This is a genomic window from Nonlabens sp. YIK11, from assembly GCF_001413925.1.
Taxonomy (GTDB): Bacteria; Bacteroidota; Bacteroidia; order Flavobacteriales; family Flavobacteriaceae; genus Nonlabens.
The window spans coordinates 1,150,233-1,169,524 of the sequence record NZ_LBMJ01000001.1; the positions used below are offsets into that span (position 1 = coordinate 1,150,233).

The 19,292-nt window shown below is 41.2% G+C and carries 15 protein-coding genes; 6 read left to right on the plus strand and 9 right to left on the minus strand.

The features are described 5' to 3' along the window. The 9 genes from AAU57_RS05200 to miaB form a co-directional block, all read right to left on the minus strand. Positions 1 to 699 carry a hypothetical protein gene (locus AAU57_RS05200; RefSeq protein WP_156340003.1) on the minus strand — a complete coding sequence of 233 codons (699 nt, stop codon included), beginning with the start codon at positions 697 to 699 and terminating at the stop codon, positions 1 to 3. 91 nt (positions 700 to 790) lie between these two features. Next, on the minus strand, positions 791 to 3,262 hold the full coding sequence (locus tag AAU57_RS05205) for a zinc-dependent metalloprotease (RefSeq protein ID WP_055411909.1): 2,472 nt from the start codon (positions 3,260 to 3,262) through the stop codon (positions 791 to 793). 693 nt (positions 3,263 to 3,955) lie between these two features. Further along, positions 3,956 to 5,593 carry a chaperonin GroEL gene (groL, locus tag AAU57_RS05210; RefSeq protein ID WP_055411910.1) on the minus strand — a complete coding sequence of 546 codons (1,638 nt, stop codon included), beginning with the start codon at positions 5,591 to 5,593 and terminating at the stop codon, positions 3,956 to 3,958. Positions 5,594 to 5,696: 103 nt separating this feature from the next. Further along, entirely contained in the window at positions 5,697 to 5,972 is a 276-nt protein-coding gene (gene groES, locus AAU57_RS05215) for a co-chaperone GroES (RefSeq protein ID WP_055411911.1), read from the minus strand. A 142-nt stretch (positions 5,973 to 6,114) separates the two neighbouring features. Further along, positions 6,115 to 6,474: a preprotein translocase subunit SecG gene (secG, locus tag AAU57_RS05220; protein WP_055411912.1), complete on the minus strand. Its 360-nt coding sequence runs from the start codon at positions 6,472 to 6,474 to the stop codon at positions 6,115 to 6,117. After that, positions 6,475 to 7,305, minus strand: coding sequence for a hypothetical protein (locus AAU57_RS05225; protein ID WP_055411913.1), 831 nt, complete (start codon positions 7,303 to 7,305; stop codon positions 6,475 to 6,477). Then, positions 7,299 to 7,811, minus strand: coding sequence for an LPS assembly lipoprotein LptE (gene lptE, locus AAU57_RS05230; RefSeq protein WP_055411914.1), 513 nt, complete (start codon positions 7,809 to 7,811; stop codon positions 7,299 to 7,301). The genes AAU57_RS05225 and lptE overlap by 7 nt, the downstream gene beginning before the upstream one ends. After that, a complete protein-coding gene (locus AAU57_RS05235) occupies positions 7,801 to 9,096 on the minus strand; it encodes a sigma-54 interaction domain-containing protein (RefSeq protein ID WP_055411915.1) in 1,296 nt (431 codons plus the stop codon). The genes lptE and AAU57_RS05235 overlap by 11 nt, the downstream gene beginning before the upstream one ends. A 3-nt stretch (positions 9,097 to 9,099) precedes the next feature. Continuing rightward, complete coding sequence (gene miaB, locus AAU57_RS05240) at positions 9,100 to 10,569, minus strand: tRNA (N6-isopentenyl adenosine(37)-C2)-methylthiotransferase MiaB (protein WP_055413679.1); 1,470 nt, start codon at positions 10,567 to 10,569, stop codon at positions 9,100 to 9,102. Between the two features lie 321 nt (positions 10,570 to 10,890). Here miaB and topA point away from each other — a divergent pair, with 321 nt between their 5' ends. From topA to gldN, 6 genes are all read left to right on the plus strand, one after another. Further along, positions 10,891 to 13,431: a type I DNA topoisomerase gene (gene topA / locus AAU57_RS05245; protein WP_055411916.1), complete on the plus strand. Its 2,541-nt coding sequence runs from the start codon at positions 10,891 to 10,893 to the stop codon at positions 13,429 to 13,431. Positions 13,432 to 13,436: 5 nt separating this feature from the next. Beyond that, a complete protein-coding gene (locus AAU57_RS05250) occupies positions 13,437 to 14,597 on the plus strand; it encodes a formimidoylglutamase (RefSeq protein WP_055411917.1) in 1,161 nt (386 codons plus the stop codon). Positions 14,598 to 14,709: 112 nt separating this feature from the next. Then, positions 14,710 to 16,077, plus strand: a complete 1,368-nt coding sequence (gene gldK / locus AAU57_RS05255) for a gliding motility lipoprotein GldK (protein ID WP_055411918.1) — start codon at positions 14,710 to 14,712, stop codon at positions 16,075 to 16,077. 43 nt (positions 16,078 to 16,120) lie between these two features. Next, a complete protein-coding gene (gldL, locus tag AAU57_RS05260) occupies positions 16,121 to 16,786 on the plus strand; it encodes a gliding motility protein GldL (protein WP_055411919.1) in 666 nt (221 codons plus the stop codon). Positions 16,787 to 16,831: 45 nt separating this feature from the next. Then, positions 16,832 to 18,382, plus strand: coding sequence for a gliding motility protein GldM (gene gldM, locus AAU57_RS05265; protein WP_055411920.1), 1,551 nt, complete (start codon positions 16,832 to 16,834; stop codon positions 18,380 to 18,382). Positions 18,383 to 18,392: 10 nt separating this feature from the next. Continuing rightward, entirely contained in the window at positions 18,393 to 19,271 is an 879-nt protein-coding gene (gldN, locus tag AAU57_RS05270; protein WP_055411921.1) for a gliding motility protein GldN, read from the plus strand. The last annotated feature ends 21 nt before the right edge of the window (positions 19,272 to 19,292 follow it).

Here is a 19,292-nt window from a genome sequence, read left to right on the forward strand (position 1 = left end):
TTATGCGTTGATGGTGTTGAGGTTTACGCTTTCGCGAAAGCGATATCCAGATTTTCTAAGTAGATATAGGTAATAAATGTCCAAAGTAAAGACGATTATCCCTAAAACAAGCATGGCGCGATCCACGCCTCCAAGTCGAGTCACACCAAAAACGCCCAGTAATAGAGTAAGGCAAAAGGTTCCCAAAAGTTTGCTGTAGGCAATGATGAGATCGTGAGTGAATTTCTTTTTCATTTTCAAGAAGTTCGTGATAAATAGAATGGACATAATGATGTTTATACCTAGACCTACATAATTGGCTCCAATTTTTGGCGTGTAAACCACAGCGCCTATGTGATTGATGATGAGTCCAGTTAGAAACAATCCTACCACAATCCATATGAAGTAGGGTTTTCTCTGGGAAGATTTGCGTCCATAGGTATAGAAAGTGTAAACAATCAATAGATCCAATATAAACCAGATCGCATTGATATAATTGAGAAAATAAGATCCTACAATCATGAACCCACGTACGGTGTTATACAATTCCCAGCCTACATTAAGAAATAAGGCGACAAACGGTATGCAATAGGTCTTTGATGAAAAACCTATCCGTATAGCTTGAAGGTAGGCAATAACCCAAAATAAGCCGCCAGAAATAACTAGGGCAGATTTAATGTAATAAAGGGTATCTCGATCGAAAAATGATAAAAACTCCATGATTTGCATAGTTAAGAATTCTCCACCAATCAGGCATAAAAAAACTGCCTCTTGAAAAAGAGGCAGTTCTGAATATTAAAACAATCGTTACTTACACTGGATTAAGTATAAGATCGATACGCTCTGCTAGGTCACGTAGGTGAATTCTAGAAAGACGATCTCCAGTTGAGTTTGCAGCTCTACGGGAATCTCTTAAAAGAGTTTCCAACTCTGCACGTACGATAGGTCTTATATCACTTTGAGCCACGTCAATGCTTGACCCGCCAAAACGACCACGAGCATCCTGCTCATTCTCCATGATGTACTGCATGCGCTCTACATAGGCACGTTGCAAGTTTCTTCTGTAACGGTCAATCGCTCTACCACGAGGTAGCTCACTGAAGATCCCTTGACGTAGATCTGTCATCATTTCCAGTAAACCGTAAGCCTCACGACCATTTACTTCTTCGTTTTCCATCAAGCGAGCCATACGTCCAAAATCAAGAACGTCGTTAAGAGCTCTTACTTGAACGCCACGCAATCTTTCAATACCACCATCACTTTCAACTTTATTGAAAATTTCCTGATCAATTAACCATTCTGGAGTTTCAAAAACCTGCTCTTGTAAAAATTCCATGGCACGCTCTTGTTTGTCACGTGGTGCATGCTCATAAACAGCGCCTTCTTGGCCATAGGCTTTGTAAGTCTCCTTAACACCACCAATATTTGCAGCTACGTGTCCTAGATATCTATTGTACTGACCTAATACTTGTCCATACATGGTCTCAAGGTCATCATAATTTTCACCTTCTTTACCTGTCCATTCGATCAAGTTAGGTACGATACGCTGCAAGTTTTTGATACCGTATAAACTTGCTTTCATGCTGTCATCACCTAGATCTTCTGTCTGGCTAGTGTAGTCAATGACTCCAAACTGCTGACGGCCGAAACGGTACATAGGGTCACCAGCTTTCTCCATAATCCATTCATCAAGGATTTCTTTTTCCTCTTCTGCTGTTTTACCAGGAATAGGCTTGTAACCCCACATGATGGCATACTTGTCATAAGGTCCTATGTTAGGCATCAATGCTACATCACCATCTTCTGGTTGCGCTACATAATTAAATCGAGCGTAGTCCATGATACTTGGTGCCGTGCTGTATTTTGCAGTAAATTCTGGATCTCTTAAATCTTCAACGGCATATGCTACAGAACTTCCCATGTTGTGTGGAAGACCTAAAGTGTGTCCAACCTCATGAGAACTCACGAATCGTATCAAACGACCCATAACTTCTTCATCAAATTGAGTGGCTTGTGCCTTCTCGTTGATCGCAGCAGTTTGAACAAAGAACCAGTTGCGTAGCAACGTCATCACGTTGTGATACCAGTTGATGTCAGATTCCAATATCTCACCACTTCTAGGGTCAGATACGTGAGGTCCATTTGCATTAGGAATAGGAGATGCTAAATATCTAACGGTAGAATAACGTACATCTTCTGGACTCCAGTCTGGATCTTCTTCTTTAGTTGGTGCATCTGCAGCAACGATAGCTTCTTTAAAACCAGCAGCTTCAAATGCTACCTGCCAGTCGTTGATACCTTGTTTAATATATTTTCTCCATTGTTGTGGAGTCGCTGGGTCGATATAATAGACAATCTGTTTTTTAGGTTCTACAAGTTCACCTCTTTTAAAGGCTTCCATGTCTTCATCTTTTACCTCAAGTCTCCAACGATCTAAATAACGTACCGTTTTAGTTTCTTGGGCATCAAGACCATAATCTTGTTGACCTCTAGCAAACCAACCCACACGCTGGTCGTAGTAACGACGCTTCATAGGCTCTTTAGGAAGTAGAATCATCGAGTTGCTCATCTCAAGGGTAATCGACTGTACATCATCATTAGATGGTGCATCACTAGCTAGATACGTCTTAACGTGACGGCTCTCTATGTTTTCTGGGAATGATTTTAAGGTGTCAATGTAAGAACGATCATCATCAAGTCTAGAGACTTTATAACGGCTGCGTTGCGATTGAGGGAAACCAATAGATTTCACGTCTTCACTAAAGAATTTAGTCACATCAATTACCGCATTGTTGTTAACGCTGTCCTTCTTTACTGCTGCGATAGGGAATGAGTAAAGTATTGGTTCAAAATTAGAGTTCTCTACAGGGATACTTACCGGTAAAGAATCTGCTGCAACAATGGAATGAGAGACCACTCTCAAAAGAATGTTGTCATTCTTGCGTTGCCATCTAAGCGTTTGTGTATTTGCTTTTCCACCACCGAAACCAATACCAGCAGCAGTTTTAGCAATACGAGTGACCATCAGCATTTCACGGTCCAAGAGGCTGTCAGGAATCTCGTAGTAATATTTATCGTCAACCATGTGGACGGTGAATAATCCAGGATCACTTTTGGCATCCTTAGTAATCACCTTTGCATAAGGTTGCATGCCACCTTTTTTGTCAGATTTTTTGCTGGCAGCTGCTTCAGCTCCCGATTTTGATGATCCTTTCTTTGATCCACAACTTGCCATAAAAGTTGCTGTCATTAAGAGAATCATCACTAGTTTTAATGATTTCATTTACTCAATTTTAGATTAAGCTTTAAAGATATTAAGCAAGTGCTAAAATTATCTTAACTAGGTGTTAAGTATATCTGTTAAAAGTGGTCTTTTTTCGCTTTCGCGAAAGCGAACTCCAACTAACTTTTCTAAAACATAAAAACCACCTGCACGAGGTGGTTCTTCTTGAGAATCCTTTTTAATTCTTATCCCGTAAAGAAAAGTGTTGTTTCAACAAACTTAAACAGGAACCAACACTTCCTTTTTCATTCGATTAGCGTACTCATTTGTCATCTTGCGCCAATTAGTAATGGCGTCATACCTAAACACCGAATCGTCTTTACTAGGATCCACGACTAAAAGATGAATCTATTGGTCTTAAGATAAAATGTAGAGGGCAATGACATTAATTTCTGCGACCCAAGTGAGGCCTGTGAACGATGGTCATATTTTTTATCCTTTGTACATTAAAGCGGACAGTAAAAGGATTGCCACTGCACACCAATTAGAACCTGGTATGGTTGTCCGCAAAAAAGTTATCGCCTGTGGCGCAAGCTTATCTTGAATTTATAAAGGACAAGAAGGATTCCATAATTGAGCGTGACTTCCAATGGGTTAATGATTTCTAGTTTTATGGACTAATTGCTTTACTATTTGAAAACAAAAAAGCCATCTCAAATGAGATGGCTTTCTTAATAGTTATGCGTTACGATCTTACATCATACCGCCCATGCCGCCTGGCATACCACCAGGCATACCGCCGCCTGCGCTATCTTCCTTGATCTCGATCAAGGCGCATTCTGTCGTTAGGATCATACCAGAAACTGATGCTGCATTCTCTAATGCAACGCGAGTTACTTTTTTAGGATCGATGATACCTTCTTTAAGCATATCAACATACTTATCGTTTTTAGCATCATAACCATAGTTTCCTTTAGATTCTAAGATTTTTGAAATGACGACACTTCCTTCACCACCAGCATTTTCTACGATGGTACGTAGTGGGCTTTCAATCGCTCTTGCAACAATGGAAATTCCAGTCTCCTGATCAAAATTCACCGCTTTTAGTTTTTCAAGTACTGATTTTGCTCTGACAAGTGCAACTCCACCACCAGCAACAATACCTTCTTCTACCGCTGCGCGAGTAGCGTGAAGTGCATCATCTACACGGTCTTTTTTTTCTTTCATCTCAACTTCACTAGCAGCACCTACATAAAGCACGGCAACACCACCAGCAAGTTTAGCTAGACGCTCTTGAAGCTTTTCTTTGTCATAATCAGATGTGGTGTTCTCGATTTGAGATTTGATCTGACCTACACGGTCCTTGATGTCCTTATTGGAACCTGCACCGTTAACGATAGTAGTGTTGTCTTTGTTGATATCTACTTTCTCAGCAGTACCCAACATATCGATGGTTGCATTCTCAAGGGTAAATCCTCTTTCTTCAGAAATTACGGTACCACCAGTTAATATCGCGATGTCTTCCAACATAGCTTTTCTACGGTCTCCAAAACCTGGAGCTTTTACAGCTGCAATCTTCAATGCACCACGTAATTTATTCACTACTAGTGTAGCAAGTGCCTCACCATCTACATCTTCTGCAATGATAAGAAGAGGTTTTCCTGATTGTGCTACTGGTTCTAAAACCGGCATCAAATCTTTCATGGTAGAGATCTTCTTGTCAAATAACAAGATGTATGGATTCTCTAACTCGGTAGTCATTTTCTCACTGTTGGTCACAAAGTAAGGAGAAAGGTAACCGCGGTCAAACTGCATACCTTCTACAACGTCCACATAAGTTTCTGTTCCCTTAGCTTCTTCAACCGTGATGACACCTTCTTTACCAACTTTACCAAATGCCTTAGCGATCAAGTCGCCTATCATCTCGTCATTGTTGGCAGAAATGCTCGCTACTTGCTTGATCATCTCGCTAGAGTCACCCACTTTTTTAGCTTGCTTTTCAAGGTCTTTTACGATGGCCTCAACCGCTTGGTCGATTCCTCTTTTAAGATCCATTGGATTTGCACCAGCGGCTACGTTTTTCAAACCTTCTTTCACGATGGCTTGTGCAAGAACGGTTGCGGTAGTTGTACCGTCACCCGCTAGATCATTAGTTTTGCTGGCTACTTCTTTCACCATTTGTGCGCCCATGTTCTCCAGCTCATTCTCTAGCTCGATTTCTTTGGCTACGCTCACACCATCCTTTGTCACCACTGGTGCACCGAATGATTTACCAATAATCACATTACGACCCTTAGGTCCCAAAGTTACTTTTACTGCATTTGCAAGTGCATCGACGCCACGTTTGATGCCGTCTCTTGCCTCGATGTCAAATTTTATATCTTTTGCCATTTCTTATTGTTTTACGGAATGACTGTCTAGAGACAATCCTTCATTTTGTTGTTATAGATTATGATTGTTGTTGTTTCGCTTTCGCGAAAGCGAACTAAATGTCCTACACGATTGCAAGAATATCGTCCTCTCTCATGATGAGATAATCGGTGCCTTCCAGCTTCAATTCTGTACCGCTGTACTTTCCATACAAGACAGTATCACCAACCTTTACGGTCATCTCGTGATCTTTCTTTCCCTTACCTACGGCCACGACGGTTCCCTGTTGAGGTTTTTCTTTTGCCGTGTCTGGGATGTAGAGGCCAGATGCGGTTTTTTGTTCTGCTGCGGTAGGTTCAATAAGAACTCTATCTGATAATGGTTGAATATTTAGTGCCATTTTTTAAAAATGTTTAAAATTATTTAGTGATTGTGTAGTGTTCCATAAATATGCCACAAGACTATTGCTGACAAAACATCATATAAAAGAAATATCCAGCGCGATGGCTGGATATTTTGTCAGTTTGATATGTTGTTGGAACTTATTGATCCGTTTCTGTCGCATCGTCTGCAGGTGTGCTTGCAGGAGTTTCAGAAGTTGTTGTGTTCAAATCTGGAGTTTCTACTTGAACAGGCTCTGCGATCTGTCTGTTGCCAGCCGCATTTTCTCTGATCAAGAACGTACTTGCCGCAAGTATGAATACCAATAGTAAGGTTGAAAGAACCCAAGTGCTCTTATCCAAGAAGTCACCTGTTTTCTTAACACCACCCAATTGCTGGGTACCGCCACCACCAAAGCTAGAGGACAAGCCGCCACCTTTAGGATTCTGTACCATGATTACTACAACCAATAGAAAGGCGACAAATATGATGAGGCCTAAGAAAATATAAAATGAAGTCATTTAAGTATTACTTTGTAAGTTCTTGATTTCCCGAATTCGGTCTGCAAAGAAACCACTTTTTTCTGGATGCTGCAATATCAAGATCTCGTAAGATTTTATAGCCTTCTCATAGTTTTTTTGGGCTAGATACACCTTGGCCAGCGTTTCTGTCATGAGTTGTTTCTCTCCATCAGTGCTGTAGGCTTGCGGTAATTCGGCTATTCCTGATTTGCGAGGTGTGATACGCGGTTTTGCTTTGAGAAACTCATCAATACGTCGCATTTTTTCCAATTTCTCCTCGTCGATTTCAATAGGTGGTGCTGGTGGAGTAGTAGGTGGCTCCAAATCATTGGACCTATCGATAGGTTTTAAGCTGGTGAGTTGAAGCCATTGATTGAAGCTGTACTTTTCATCTTTCTTGAATTCAAGTACTTCTTTATCAACGGTAGTTTCAGGCTGTTTTTTCTCAAAAAGATCTACATCTGTAACCTTTTGGAAATCAGTATCTGCATTGAGGTCGTTGGTTCTAATTTGAATTTCCTCTGCAACTACCTCAATATTTTCCAGCTGTTCTTGTTGGGCTTTTATTTGCTCGCTTATTCTATTTTGCAGGAAGACATCTGAGGTAATAAAATCAAACAGTACCGCTCTATCTGCCGTGTGCGCCGCAGTAACTTGTAATTCTTTGTTGTAGCTGGGGCTTTGTGCGTTATGTAAAGCTTTAAGATACACACTACGCGGTGCTTGAAAATAAGGATACTCTTTAATTACGGTTTCCAGAATGGGTAGATCGTCTGCATGTACCTCGCCCGGGTTTGATAGAACGTGATGTAATCTATCTGTATTTACCATTTGGCAAGCGTATCGTTGAAAATGTCTTGGGTAATTTGTGTGAAGATGACCTCAAGCGCGGTGTCTAGAGCTGCGTTTTGCAAAATCGTATTGGCATCATAGTCATAGTAGAAACTATAGGGCTTTTCAAAACTCTCCTCGTCATTTTTGGTATTGATAAACCTCACATTAATGTCAATCGTCAATCTGTTTTGCGAAGCACGGTTGTTTGCTGTTGCAGTGATAGGAGAAATGTAGTATCGAGTGATCTCACCTTGATAGATATAGTCGCCATTAGAAGTTACCAAGGTCAAACTACTCTGATCTTGAATAAGATCTTGTAAGGCTAGGGTAAAGGTGCGCTCGATACCAACCTCAGTTTGCACGGCCGTATATCCAAAATAATCCACTTGAAACGTCTTGATATTATCAGGAATGGATACCGCATTGAGCCTATAAAAGCCGCATGATTGAAGACTTATAGCTAGCAGTAAAGCAATACTTATTCTTATTATCTTAAAGGTCATATTGCTTTATTTTTCGGTACAAAGTTCGTTCTGAAATACCTAAATCATCAGCCGCAGCCTTTCTTTTGCCTTCATGGCGCTCCAGCGATTTTTTAATCAATTCAATTTCTTTCTCTACTAAGGAGAGTGATTCTTCTTCTTCAACTTCCGTAGCAAAGTCATATCGATCTACCACAGGATCTACATCGTTTGTAGAAGGCTGTACGACATTTCTATCATAAGCATCTTCCTGACTTACTTCATAGGCTTGATCGATAACGTCTTCATAATCGTCAGTATTGCTGTTGCTCTCACTGCTGCCATAGATACGATTGATCAATCCTTGTTGTTTTTCCTTAACATCAACGCTGCTGCCGCTATTCATCAACTCATTGGTCAATTTTTTGAGGTCATTCAAATCGTTCTTCATGTCGAACAACACCTTGTAAAGTATCTCACGCTCATTAGCAAATTCGCTATCGCTTTTTTTCTTCTCGCCAATGACTGCCGGTAAATTGCTACCAGCATCTGGAAGGTAGTTTTTTAAGGTAGCTCCTGTGATGTTGCGGTCCTTTTCTAAGACACTTATTTGTTCTGCAATATTGCGCAGCTGTCTAATGTTACCGCTCCATCTATAGTTTTTGAGTAGCGATATCGCGTTATCATCCAATCGTAGGGTTGGCATTTTATATTTCCCGGCAAAGTCAGATGCAAACTTGCGGAACAACAAGTGAATATCATCTTTTCGCTGGCGTAATGGTGGCAACTCAATCTCTACGGTACTCAAACGATAATAAAGATCTTCTCTAAACTTCCCTTTCTCAATAGCCGTAAACATGTTGACATTAGTCGCCGCAACGATGCGCACATCTGTTTTTTGGGTTTGGGAAGACCCTACTTTTAGGAATTCACCATTTTCAAGCACACGTAATAAACGTACCTGTGTAGGCAGTGGTAATTCACCAACTTCATCTAGGAATATGGTACCGCCATCGGCTACTTCAAAATAACCGCTTCGGGTTTGCGTGGCACCTGTAAAAGCACCTTTCTCATGACCAAATAGTTCTGAATCGATGGTTCCTTCTGGTATCGCACCACAGTTTACAGCAATATATTTGGCGTGCTTTCTAAAGGATTGTGAGTGGATGATGCGTGGTATACTTTCTTTTCCAACACCACTTTCTCCAGTCACTAATACAGAAATATCAGTTGGTGCTACCTGTAATGCTTTTTCAATGGCACGATTAAAGGTTGGATCGTTCCCTATAAGTTCAAAACGCTGTTTGACAGATGTTACTGTTTCCATAAGTTAAGCTTGAATTCTAACAGGTCCTTCCATATCACTGTAGCCTATAGCTTCTCCTATAAGCGTTGCGCCAGTGCAATCATCTACACGTACCATAACCATGTCACCTACTTTATAATTCTCTTTTGGGAAAACTGCCACTACATTGTGAGAAGTTTTTCCAGCCCATTGATCAGCAGATTTTTTGGACTCTTTTTCAATAAGAACTTCGACTATGGTGTTGAGGTTTTGTGCGGTGCGCATGGCACTATGTTCCTGCTGCAGGTCTATGATTTCAACAAGTCTGCGATGTTTTACATCATCTGGAACATCATCTTCCATTTTGCGTGCCGCTAGTGTACCAGGTCTTTCAGAATAGGCAAACATGAATCCAAAATCATACTTCACATATCGCATCAAGCTCAATGTGTCTTGATGGTCTTCTTCAGTTTCTGTTGGGAAACCTGCGATCATATCTTGAGATATGGATACTCCTGGAATAATCGCTTTAACACGATCAATTAAATCCATGTATTCCTGCCTGGTGTGCAGACGATTCATCGCCTTAAGAATGCGATCACTACCAGATTGCACCGGTAAATGGATGTAGTCACAAATATTTCTGTGGGCAGCCATCGCGTGCAATACATCATCACTAATGTCTTGAGGATTGCTGGTAGAGAATCGTATTCTCATCTGCGGTTGCGCATTAGCCACTTTATGTAGCAATTGAGCAAAATCTACAGCAGTAGCCTTGGCCATTTTACTGGCTTTCTTAAAGTCCTTTTTGAGGCCGCCACCATACCATAGATAAGAGTCAACGTTTTGACCCAGTAAAGTGATTTCCTTAAAACCTTTAGCTGCTAGATCATTTACCTCTTCTAAAATACTATAAGGATCACGACTCCGCTCGCGACCGCGAGTAAAAGGTACCACACAAAAAGTACACATATTATCGCAACCACGTGTGATGGAGACAAAAGCCGTCACTCCATTAGAGTGTAAACGCACTGGTGCCACATCGCCATAAGTTTCATCACGAGACAAGAGCACGTTTACGGCATCGCGGCCTTCGTCAATTTCTGCTATCAGGTTGGGTAGGTCTTTGTAGGCATCAGGTCCTACGACCATGTCAACAATTTTTTCTTCTTCGAGGAATTTCTCCTTCAATCGCTCGGCCATGCAGCCCAAAACACCAACTTTCATTTGCGGATTGAACTTCTCCTTCACCGCATTATATTTTTCCAGACGCTTGCGCACGGTCTGTTCCGCCTTGTCTCTAATCGAGCAAGTGTTGACTAGAACCAGGTCTGCTTCTTCCAGTTTTTGAGTGGTGTTGAATCCTTGCGTGGCAAGGATGGACGCAACAACTTCGCTATCGGCAAAATTCATCTGGCAGCCGTAGCTTTCAATGAATAATTTACGTTTGTTTTGTTGCAACGGTGCAACTTCCAGCGCCGTTCCTTGTTTTTCTTCTTCTATAATTTTTTCCATCTGCATGCTTCTCTAATCGAGTTTGCAAAGATAGTTTTTTGAATGAATTGTGACAAGTTGACAGTATCAAACTTGAGGCTGATGATGAGTTCGCTTTCGCGAAAGCGAAATTCCATCCATCTTTAAGGCTCGTCCACTTTCTCATGGGATTAGCACAAGATCATGCTGCTTCAAACGCTGTAACTTTTCTGTCCTTAATATATAAACAGCAGCAAATGAAACCTTTATCATCAAAAATGGATTTGTAAACTGCTGTTTAACAACGATTTATATTTTAAATAAAAATATGATATACCTTTGCAGCCTAAATCACACAGCTGAATGGCAAAGAATCTGGTAATTGTAGAGTCGCCCGCAAAGGCAAAAACGATCGAGAAATTTCTAGGGAAAGACTATAAGGTAGCCTCTAGTTTTGGACATATCGCAGACTTGCCGGCAAAGGAACTGGGCGTTGCGGTGGATAAAGGCTTTGAGCCTAAGTACATCGTGAGCAGTGACAAGAAGGATCTGGTCAAGAAGCTCAAGAAAATGGCAGCCGAATCTGATATGGTATGGCTCGCGAGTGATGAGGACCGTGAAGGAGAAGCCATCGCATGGCACCTAGCAGAGCAGCTGGATTTGAAAAAGGACAAAACCAAGCGTATTGTTTTTAATGCAATTACAAAAAGTGCCGTTCAAAAGGCCATTGACAATCCACGCAGCATCGACTACGACCTGGTCAATGCGCAGCAGGCGAGACGAGTGCTGGACAGAATTGTTGGCTACGAGATCTCACCTATATTATGGAGAAAGGTAAAAGGAGGCGCCAGTGCTGGTCGTGTACAATCTGTAGCTGTGCGATTGATTGTTGAGCGTGAGCAGGAAATATTAGATTTTCAAGGCGACAATTTTTATCGTGTGGATGCAGATTTTGCCACAGACGATAAGAAAACCCTTAAAGCCAAACTACCTTCAAACCTATCCAGCCGCAAGGAAGCAGAAGATTTCTTGGATTTAAATAAAGGAGCCAAATTTCACGTATCAGATCTGGTTAAAAAACCAGCCAAAAAATCTCCTGCACCACCATTTACAACTTCAACCTTACAACAGGAAGCTTCCAGAAAGCTGTCTTTTAACGTGAGTCGTACCATGCAGCTGGCGCAAAGATTATATGAAGCCGGTCTAATTACTTATATGAGAACGGATAGTGTCAACTTGAGCAGCGAGGCAAAAAGTGGTGCAAAAGATGAGATCTTAAAAGCCTACGGTAAGGATTTTCATAAAGAGCGCAATTATAAAGGAAAGTCAAAAGGAGCTCAAGAAGCTCACGAGGCCATACGACCTACTGACTTTGCTTTGCATTCTTCTGGAGCAGATCGTGATCAGACCAGATTGTATGAATTGATCTGGAAACGCGCCATCGCATCACAAATGAGTGATGCCCAGTTAGAGCGCACGAATGTTACTATTGCCGCAGACAAGCACGATAAGAACTTCACTGCCAGTGGTGAAATCGTCAAATTTGAAGGTTTCTTGAAGGTGTATCTGGAAAGTACAGATGATGAAGATCTGGAACAAGAAGGATTGTTGCCGCCATTGAAGAAAGGACAACAACTTACCAATAAAAAGATTACTGCAACAGAGCGTTTTTCAAGACCACCTTATCGTTACAGTGAAGCGTCTCTAGTGAAGAAATTGGAAGAACTGGGTATAGGTCGTCCATCAACTTATGCACCTACCATTACTACGATTCAAAACCGTAAGTATGTAGAAAAAGGACAAAGTACTGGAGAGGAACGTGCTTACGTTCAGCTAGTTTTGAAAGATTCCAAAGTGGTAGAAAAAGAACTTTCTGAAACTACCGGTAGTAATAAGGGAAAACTAATACCAACCGATGTAGGCCGAGTGGTAAACGATTTCCTAGTAGAGCATTTTGAGAATATTCTCGATTATAACTTTACGGCAAAGGTAGAAGAGTCCTTTGATAACATCGCCGAAGGAAAAGAGGAATGGACCGATATGATGGACCATTTCTATAAAAAATTCCACCCAACGGTTACAGATGTTGCAGAAAATGCAGAACGTGAAGTAGGCGAGCGAGTGCTGGGAACAGATCCTAAAACAGGTAAACCTATATCGGTTCGTTTAGGAAGATTTGGGGCGATGGCTCAAATTGGTTCTGTAGAAGATGAGGAAAAACCTCAATTTGCCAGTTTGTTACCATCACAATCTTTGAACACCATTACTTTGGAAGAAGTGATGGACTTGTTCAAGTTGCCTAGAACTCTAGGCGAATACAATGGCCATCCAGTTGAGGTGAACCAAGGTCGATTTGGTCCTTACGTGAAATTCAACGAGAAGACCTTCGTGTCCTTGGAAGATGGCGATGATCCCATGTCACTGACTTTTGAGCGTGCTGCAGAACTTATTGCTGCAAAAGAAAAGGCAGATGCTCCTATATATATGTATGACGAGCAACCGGTTACTAAAGGTGTAGGTCGTTTTGGTCCGTACATCAAATGGGCAGGAATGTTCATCTCTGTCAACAAGAAATACGATTTTGATAACCTGACCAACGATGATATCGAGACCTTGATCAAGGATAAAATCCAGAAAGAGAAAGACAAGCTTATCGTTGACTGGGAAGAAGAAGGCATCAGGATTGAAAAAGCGCGTTGGGGTCGACACAATGTCATCAAGGGTAAAACAAAAGTGGAACTTGCTAAAACCATCGATCCTTTGAAAATCACTTTGGAGGAAGCTAAAGAGATGATCGCTAAAAAAGCTCCCAAGAAAAAGGCGCCAGCCAAGAAGAAGGCCGCCACTAAGAAAAAAGCACCAGCTAAGAAGAAGACCGCTTCCGCGAAAGCGAAAAAGAAATAAGCTTCATGAGTCTAGAATATCTCCAGCCTATTGATGATGCCACGGTGGCACACGCTAGGATTCAAGAAGAACGTACACTAGGTAAGACCATCCTGCTACATACAAAGCAGGATGGTCTTCCTGATTTGGGTAAGGTGGACATTGTCCTGATTTCAGTTTTGGAAAACCGCAGAGATCAAAATGCGTTGCTACCCATGGGAAATCTGGATGGTGTACGTCGCAAACTGTACGAACTGTTCCCGGGAAACTGGCACAGCACCATCGCAGACCTAGGCGATATCCAGGCCGGCGAGAGTGTTGAGGATACCTATTATGTGGTAAGGGAATTGACCGCCTATTTTCTTAAGGAGGAAATATTACCCATCATTCTAGGTGGTAGTCAGGATTTGATGTATCCCATGTACAGGGCGTTTGATGATATTAAAGCCATGATCAACGTGGTTAATGTTGACCATCGTTTTGACCTAGGGAATATTGAGATGCCCATCGATAGTCATAGCTATATAGGTAAAATGGTGGCGACAGAACCTTATAATCTTTTCAATTACAGCAATCTGGGTTATCAAACCTATTTCAATTCTCAAGAAGAAATTGATCTGCTGGACCGCCTATTTTTTGATGCCATAAGATTAGGAGAACTTCAAGGAGATATGACCATCGCAGAACCTGTAATAAGAGACTGTGATTTGCTGGGAATTGATCTTTTAAGCGTTCAAGCAAATGATCTTTTATATGATAAAGGGCACCCAAATGGATTTCAATCGGCTCAAATGTGCAGTTTATCGAGATATTCTGGAATTAGCGATCGATTAAAAGCATTCGGAATTTTTGAGATTCCCAGTGGTGATTTTCCAGTGTTGGAAAGTGCTGTTTCACAGATCATCTGGTACTTCCTTGAGGGCTATAATTTTAGGCATGGTGAGTATCCGATTAACGTTTCGTCGGGATTTTTGAAATATCAGGTTCCTATTGAAGATCAGGTACTTAACTTTTACAAATCTGTTAAAACAGAGCGCTGGTGGATTGAATTACCCTTTAATTCGGCCATCAATAATAAACTAAAACAATACACGTTATTACCGTGTGACAAGAAGGATTATCTTCAAGCTACCGATCAAATTTTGCCAGAACGGTGGTTAAAAGCACGTCAAAAAAACGAGATATAATCAATTGTTCAAGAGTTTTTTTAATCAATAATCAAAAGGAATTAGTTGGCGAATTCAAATCTTTTAGATAGGTTTACCAGCTTAAATCTTAAACCAAAGAGGTAACATACTTATGAAAAAATTACTAATGCTCGTGGCGGTTGTCGCATTTCTTGCCAGTTGTGGTAAAGGCGATCGCGGTCAACTGGTAGGTGTAAAGGGTAAGAAATGGCATCCAGAAAAACCGTATGGTATGACTCTGGTTCCTGGTGGATCTTTTATCATGGGTAAAGCAGATGATGATATCGCTGCAACACTCAATGCTCCAGCCAAAACAGTTACAGTTCCATCCTTCTATATGGATGAGACTGAGATTACTAACTCAGAATACAGACAGTTTACAGAATGGGTGCGTGACTCTACCCTAAGAATGAGACTTGCCATACTTGCAGACGATGAAGGTTTGACGCCAGGAAGTGGTGGAACTGGAGACTTTGCATTTAAGGATGCTAGTAATCAAAATCCTTCAGTTTGGGAACAATACGTAGAAGATAACTACATAGGTTTAGGTGAAACAGGTTATGAAGGCCGTCAGTTAAATTGGGATGAAGATCTTATCTGGGATACAGAAGATATTCCAGACGAATATTATGCAGAGGCTTACGATTCCATGTACATTCCTTTTGAAGAAGCTTACAACGGTAAGCGATCTATCGATGTGGAAAAACTCATTTTTAGATACTCTGTAAAGGATATTCAAAAAGCAGTCAAAAATCCTGGTTTGAGTAGAAAGGAGTTCATCAAGACTTACACCACCAAGATTTATCCAGACACTACCGTATGGATTCGTGATTTCAACTACAGTTATAACGAGCCTATGCACAACGATTATTTCTATCATGAAGCATATAGCGACTATCCTGTGGTAGGTGTCAACTGGATGCAGGCAAAAGCTTTCGCACAATGGAGAACTTTATATCACAATGGTTACCGTAGAAAGCAAAAAGGACGCGACGACGTTTTCCCTTACAGACTACCTACTGAGGCAGAATGGGAATATGCGGCTCGTGGCGGTCTAGAAGGTGCAACGTTTCCTTGGGGTGGACCTTATGCTAAAAACGATCGCGGTTGTTTCTTGGCAAACTTTAAACCTTTACGAGGAGATTACGCAGCAGATCAAGCCCTATATACGGTAGAGGCAGATGCGTACGAGCCTAACGATTACAATTTATACAACATGTCTGGTAACGTTTCAGAATGGGTGAACTCATCCTACGAGCCAGGCGCGTATGAGTACATGAGCTCCATGAGTCCAGTCGTGAATGATGAAAACAACCGCCGTAAAGGTGTGCGTGGTGGCTCTTGGAAAGATGTGTCCTACTTCCTGGAAGTTGGTACAAGAGATTATGAATACCAAGACTCTGCAAGAAGTTACATCGGCTTTAGAACCGTTCAATCTTATGTAGGTACTGATGTTACCTTGAACGCAGCAACAAATTAAACTTACCCAAACAATAACTATCAATAATTAAAGGTCCCTATCAATGGCACAATCTAAAACAACAAAGAAATTATTTAACATGGCTTACGGTCTAGGAGCCTCTATCGTAATTCTAGGCGCACTTTTCAAAATTTTGCACTGGGAACTTGATTTAGGATTTGCTGTACTTTCCGGTGGTACATTGCTTGCAATTGGATTGATTACAGAAGCAATCATTTTTGCCATTGCTGCCTTTGAGCCAGTAGAAGAAGACCTTGACTGGTCGATCGTTTACCCAGAGCTTGCTGGTGGTCCCGCTTCCGCGAAAGCGAAAAAAACAACCGTCATCGAGGAAGAAGAAGCGTCAGGAATGTTATCCAAGAAATTGGATGCCATGCTTAAGGATGCCAAAGTAGATGCCGCATTGATGGAAAGTCTAGGAACAAGCATTAGAAGTTTTGAAGGTGCGGCCAAAGGAATCGCACCAACTGCTGAAGCAATGTCTTCAACTAAAAAATATTCTGAAGAGATGGCTCTTGCCGCAGCTCAAATGGAATCATTGAACAGCCTTTACAAAGTACAGGTAGAAAGTACCGCACGCCAGGCCGAAGTGAATGAGCAAGTAGCTCAAAACGCTGGACGCCTTAAAGATCAAATGGAAGGATTAGCAAATAACCTGAGCAGCCTTAATGGCGTTTATGGTAACATGCTAGGAGCCATGAAAGGATAATTAGTAACAACAAACAAATCAAAAACCATTACTAATTAAATAATTATGGCAGGAGGACAAGGCCCAAGGCAGAAGATGATTAACCTAATGTACCTGGTTTTTATCGCGATGCTGGCATTGAACATGAGTAAGGAAGTCTTGACGGCTTTTGGTCTTATGGAAGAAAGCGTTGCTGATAATAACGAGACTCTAGAGGTGCGTAATGAAGCATCTTTTGAGGCGTTAGCAGCAAAAGCAAAAGAACAACCCAAACAATATCAAGAGGCAGCAGAATCTGCAGCAAAAGTGACGCAGATAAGTGAAGATTTTGACAATTATCTGTCAGAGCTTAAGGCAGAAATGATGGCTTCCATTGATCCAGAAAATCAAGGAGATTATCAATCACAGGATAAAACAGACTTTTTAGATACAAAGTTTTTCCAAGGTGATGGACTGTCTGAAGATGGAAAGGTTTTCATTCAACAAATGAATGATTACCGTACCGGTATGATCGCAGCACTTCCAGATGCTGGATATGACGCCTTGAAAGAGGAAATCAACAATAAGTTTGACACCAGCGATGTACCATCAGAGCGTAGTAATCCAGACAGTGAGAAGATCAATTACTTGAACTATCACTTTGAAGGTTATCCATTAATTGCCTCAAAGGCAAAGATCACACAAATGCAAAACGACATCAAAAATGCCGAGGCAGATGTATTAGGTCAATTGTTGCAAGGTGAATTGATCGAGATCGCTTCCATGAATAACTATAGATCTATAGTGAGTTTGGAAAAAGGAGCATTCTTTAATGGTGAGACTGTAACCGGTGAGGTAGTATTGGGTCGTTACGATGATAACATGAAGCCGACAAAAGTGATCATCAATGGATCTGAAGTTCCAGCAAGTCAAATCCAGAATGGACGTGTGATGCTTAACTTCGGCGCAGGTGCTGTAGGTGATAAAGAAATCACTGGTGAGATGCAATTTGTCGAAAACGGTGAAACGGTAACGATTCCTATCAATCAGAAATACTCTGTTATTGGTAAACCTAACTCTGCTACGATCAGTGCAGATAAAATGAACGTTGTTTACCGTGGTGTAGATAATCCAATGACGATTTCTTTTGCAGGAGTAGATCCTAGCAAAGTATCTGCAAGTGCTCCAGGTTTGAGCAGTCGTGGTGGATCTAGTTATTTGATGAAACCAGCTGGTGGAGCTAGTGTCAACATCAATGTGAGTGCAAAGCTTCCTGATGGATCAACAGCGACAGACAGTAAGTCATTCCGTATCAAAGATCTTCCTAATCCTACGGGATTGATCAGTGGAGAGTTTGATGGAGTACGTAAAAACAGAGCCAATCTTGCAATATCAACGGTATCTGCAGCGTTCTTAGACTTTGATTTTGACTTAACGCCACAGGTGACAGAATTTATATTTAAAGTTCAAGGACAGCCAGGTATCAAAGTGTCTGGAAATAAGTTGAATGACGCCGCAAAGGCAGCCTTACAACGTGCACCTCAAGGATCCATCGTACAGATCGCACAGATCAAAACGACCGTTCCTGGAGTACGTACTAAAGCAACGACACCAGTATCTGTTGAATTGACAGATTAACAATAATTCTATGATGAATAAATTAGTAGCCCTTTTTACGATCTTCCTCGCAGTTGGAATGGTTCAGGCTCAGAATAATATTCTGAATGCAAAATCATTTGACGAGATAGGTGAGAAAACACTCGAGCAAGTAATCAATGATAACGATAAGCCTTTGCCTTATGGTTTCGTTGGAGACCGTGATATCCTTTGGGAACGTAATGTTTGGGAGAAGATAGATCTTGATGAAAAGGTGAACTTTCCATTGTATTATCCAGTAGATACCAACTTTGTAGGTAGTGAACGTCGATCGTTATTTCATGTGATTACCAAAGCTGCAGCAGAAGGTAAAGTGAAACTTTATGCAGACTCCTATGGTAATACAGAACGTAAGTTTGACGATTTAGGAAGCAGTTTGAAGCGTGTAGATACTTCAGACGTTGGTATCCAGCGTTACAATGAAACTGGAAGCGTTCCTGCAGAATTTATCACTACAACGACTATCAATGCTAACATGGTTTCCCAATATCATATACGTGGTGTATGGTATTTTGACAGTCGCCAGGCAGAAATGAAATATAGAATGATCGCGTTGGCACCGGTAACTCCAGATGTAAACTTTTTGGACGACCCTCAAGGTATTGAGTTGTTTTGGGTATTCTATCCGGACATGAGAGATATTCTACATGAGGCCAAAGTGTTTAACGAGAAGAATTCCGCGAGGCCATTGACATTTGACCATTTGTTGAATTCAAGACATTTCAATGCAACGATTTATAAGATCGACAACGTTCAAGGTGATCGCGAGATAGAAAGCTACATCACCAACAATTCCATGATGCAGTTGCTAGAGTCAGATCGACTTAAAGAAACAATCAGGAACTTTGAACTGGATATGTGGAACTACTAAAACACTATCTTTTAAAACATA

Coding starts and splice junctions, on each gene's coding strand:
- gldL (WP_055411919.1), top strand. CDS start 16,121: ATGGCACAATCTAAAACAACAAAGAAATTATTTAACATGGCTTACGGT.
- groL (WP_055411910.1), bottom strand. CDS start 5,593: ATGGCAAAAGATATAAAATTTGACATCGAGGCAAGAGACGGCATCAAA.
- gldK (WP_055411918.1), top strand. CDS start 14,710: ATGAAAAAATTACTAATGCTCGTGGCGGTTGTCGCATTTCTTGCCAGT.
- AAU57_RS05200 (WP_156340003.1), bottom strand. CDS start 699: ATGGAGTTTTTATCATTTTTCGATCGAGATACCCTTTATTACATTAAA.
- AAU57_RS05250 (WP_055411917.1), top strand. CDS start 13,437: ATGAGTCTAGAATATCTCCAGCCTATTGATGATGCCACGGTGGCACAC.
- miaB (WP_055413679.1), bottom strand. CDS start 10,569: ATGGAAAAAATTATAGAAGAAGAAAAACAAGGAACGGCGCTGGAAGTT.
- secG (WP_055411912.1), bottom strand. CDS start 6,474: ATGACTTCATTTTATATTTTCTTAGGCCTCATCATATTTGTCGCCTTT.
- groES (WP_055411911.1), bottom strand. CDS start 5,972: ATGGCACTAAATATTCAACCATTATCAGATAGAGTTCTTATTGAACCT.
- AAU57_RS05225 (WP_055411913.1), bottom strand. CDS start 7,305: ATGGTAAATACAGATAGATTACATCACGTTCTATCAAACCCGGGCGAG.
- AAU57_RS05235 (WP_055411915.1), bottom strand. CDS start 9,096: ATGGAAACAGTAACATCTGTCAAACAGCGTTTTGAACTTATAGGGAAC.
- gldM (WP_055411920.1), top strand. CDS start 16,832: ATGGCAGGAGGACAAGGCCCAAGGCAGAAGATGATTAACCTAATGTAC.
- lptE (WP_055411914.1), bottom strand. CDS start 7,811: ATGACCTTTAAGATAATAAGAATAAGTATTGCTTTACTGCTAGCTATA.
- AAU57_RS05205 (WP_055411909.1), bottom strand. CDS start 3,262: ATGAAATCATTAAAACTAGTGATGATTCTCTTAATGACAGCAACTTTT.
- topA (WP_055411916.1), top strand. CDS start 10,891: ATGGCAAAGAATCTGGTAATTGTAGAGTCGCCCGCAAAGGCAAAAACG.
- gldN (WP_055411921.1), top strand. CDS start 18,393: ATGATGAATAAATTAGTAGCCCTTTTTACGATCTTCCTCGCAGTTGGA.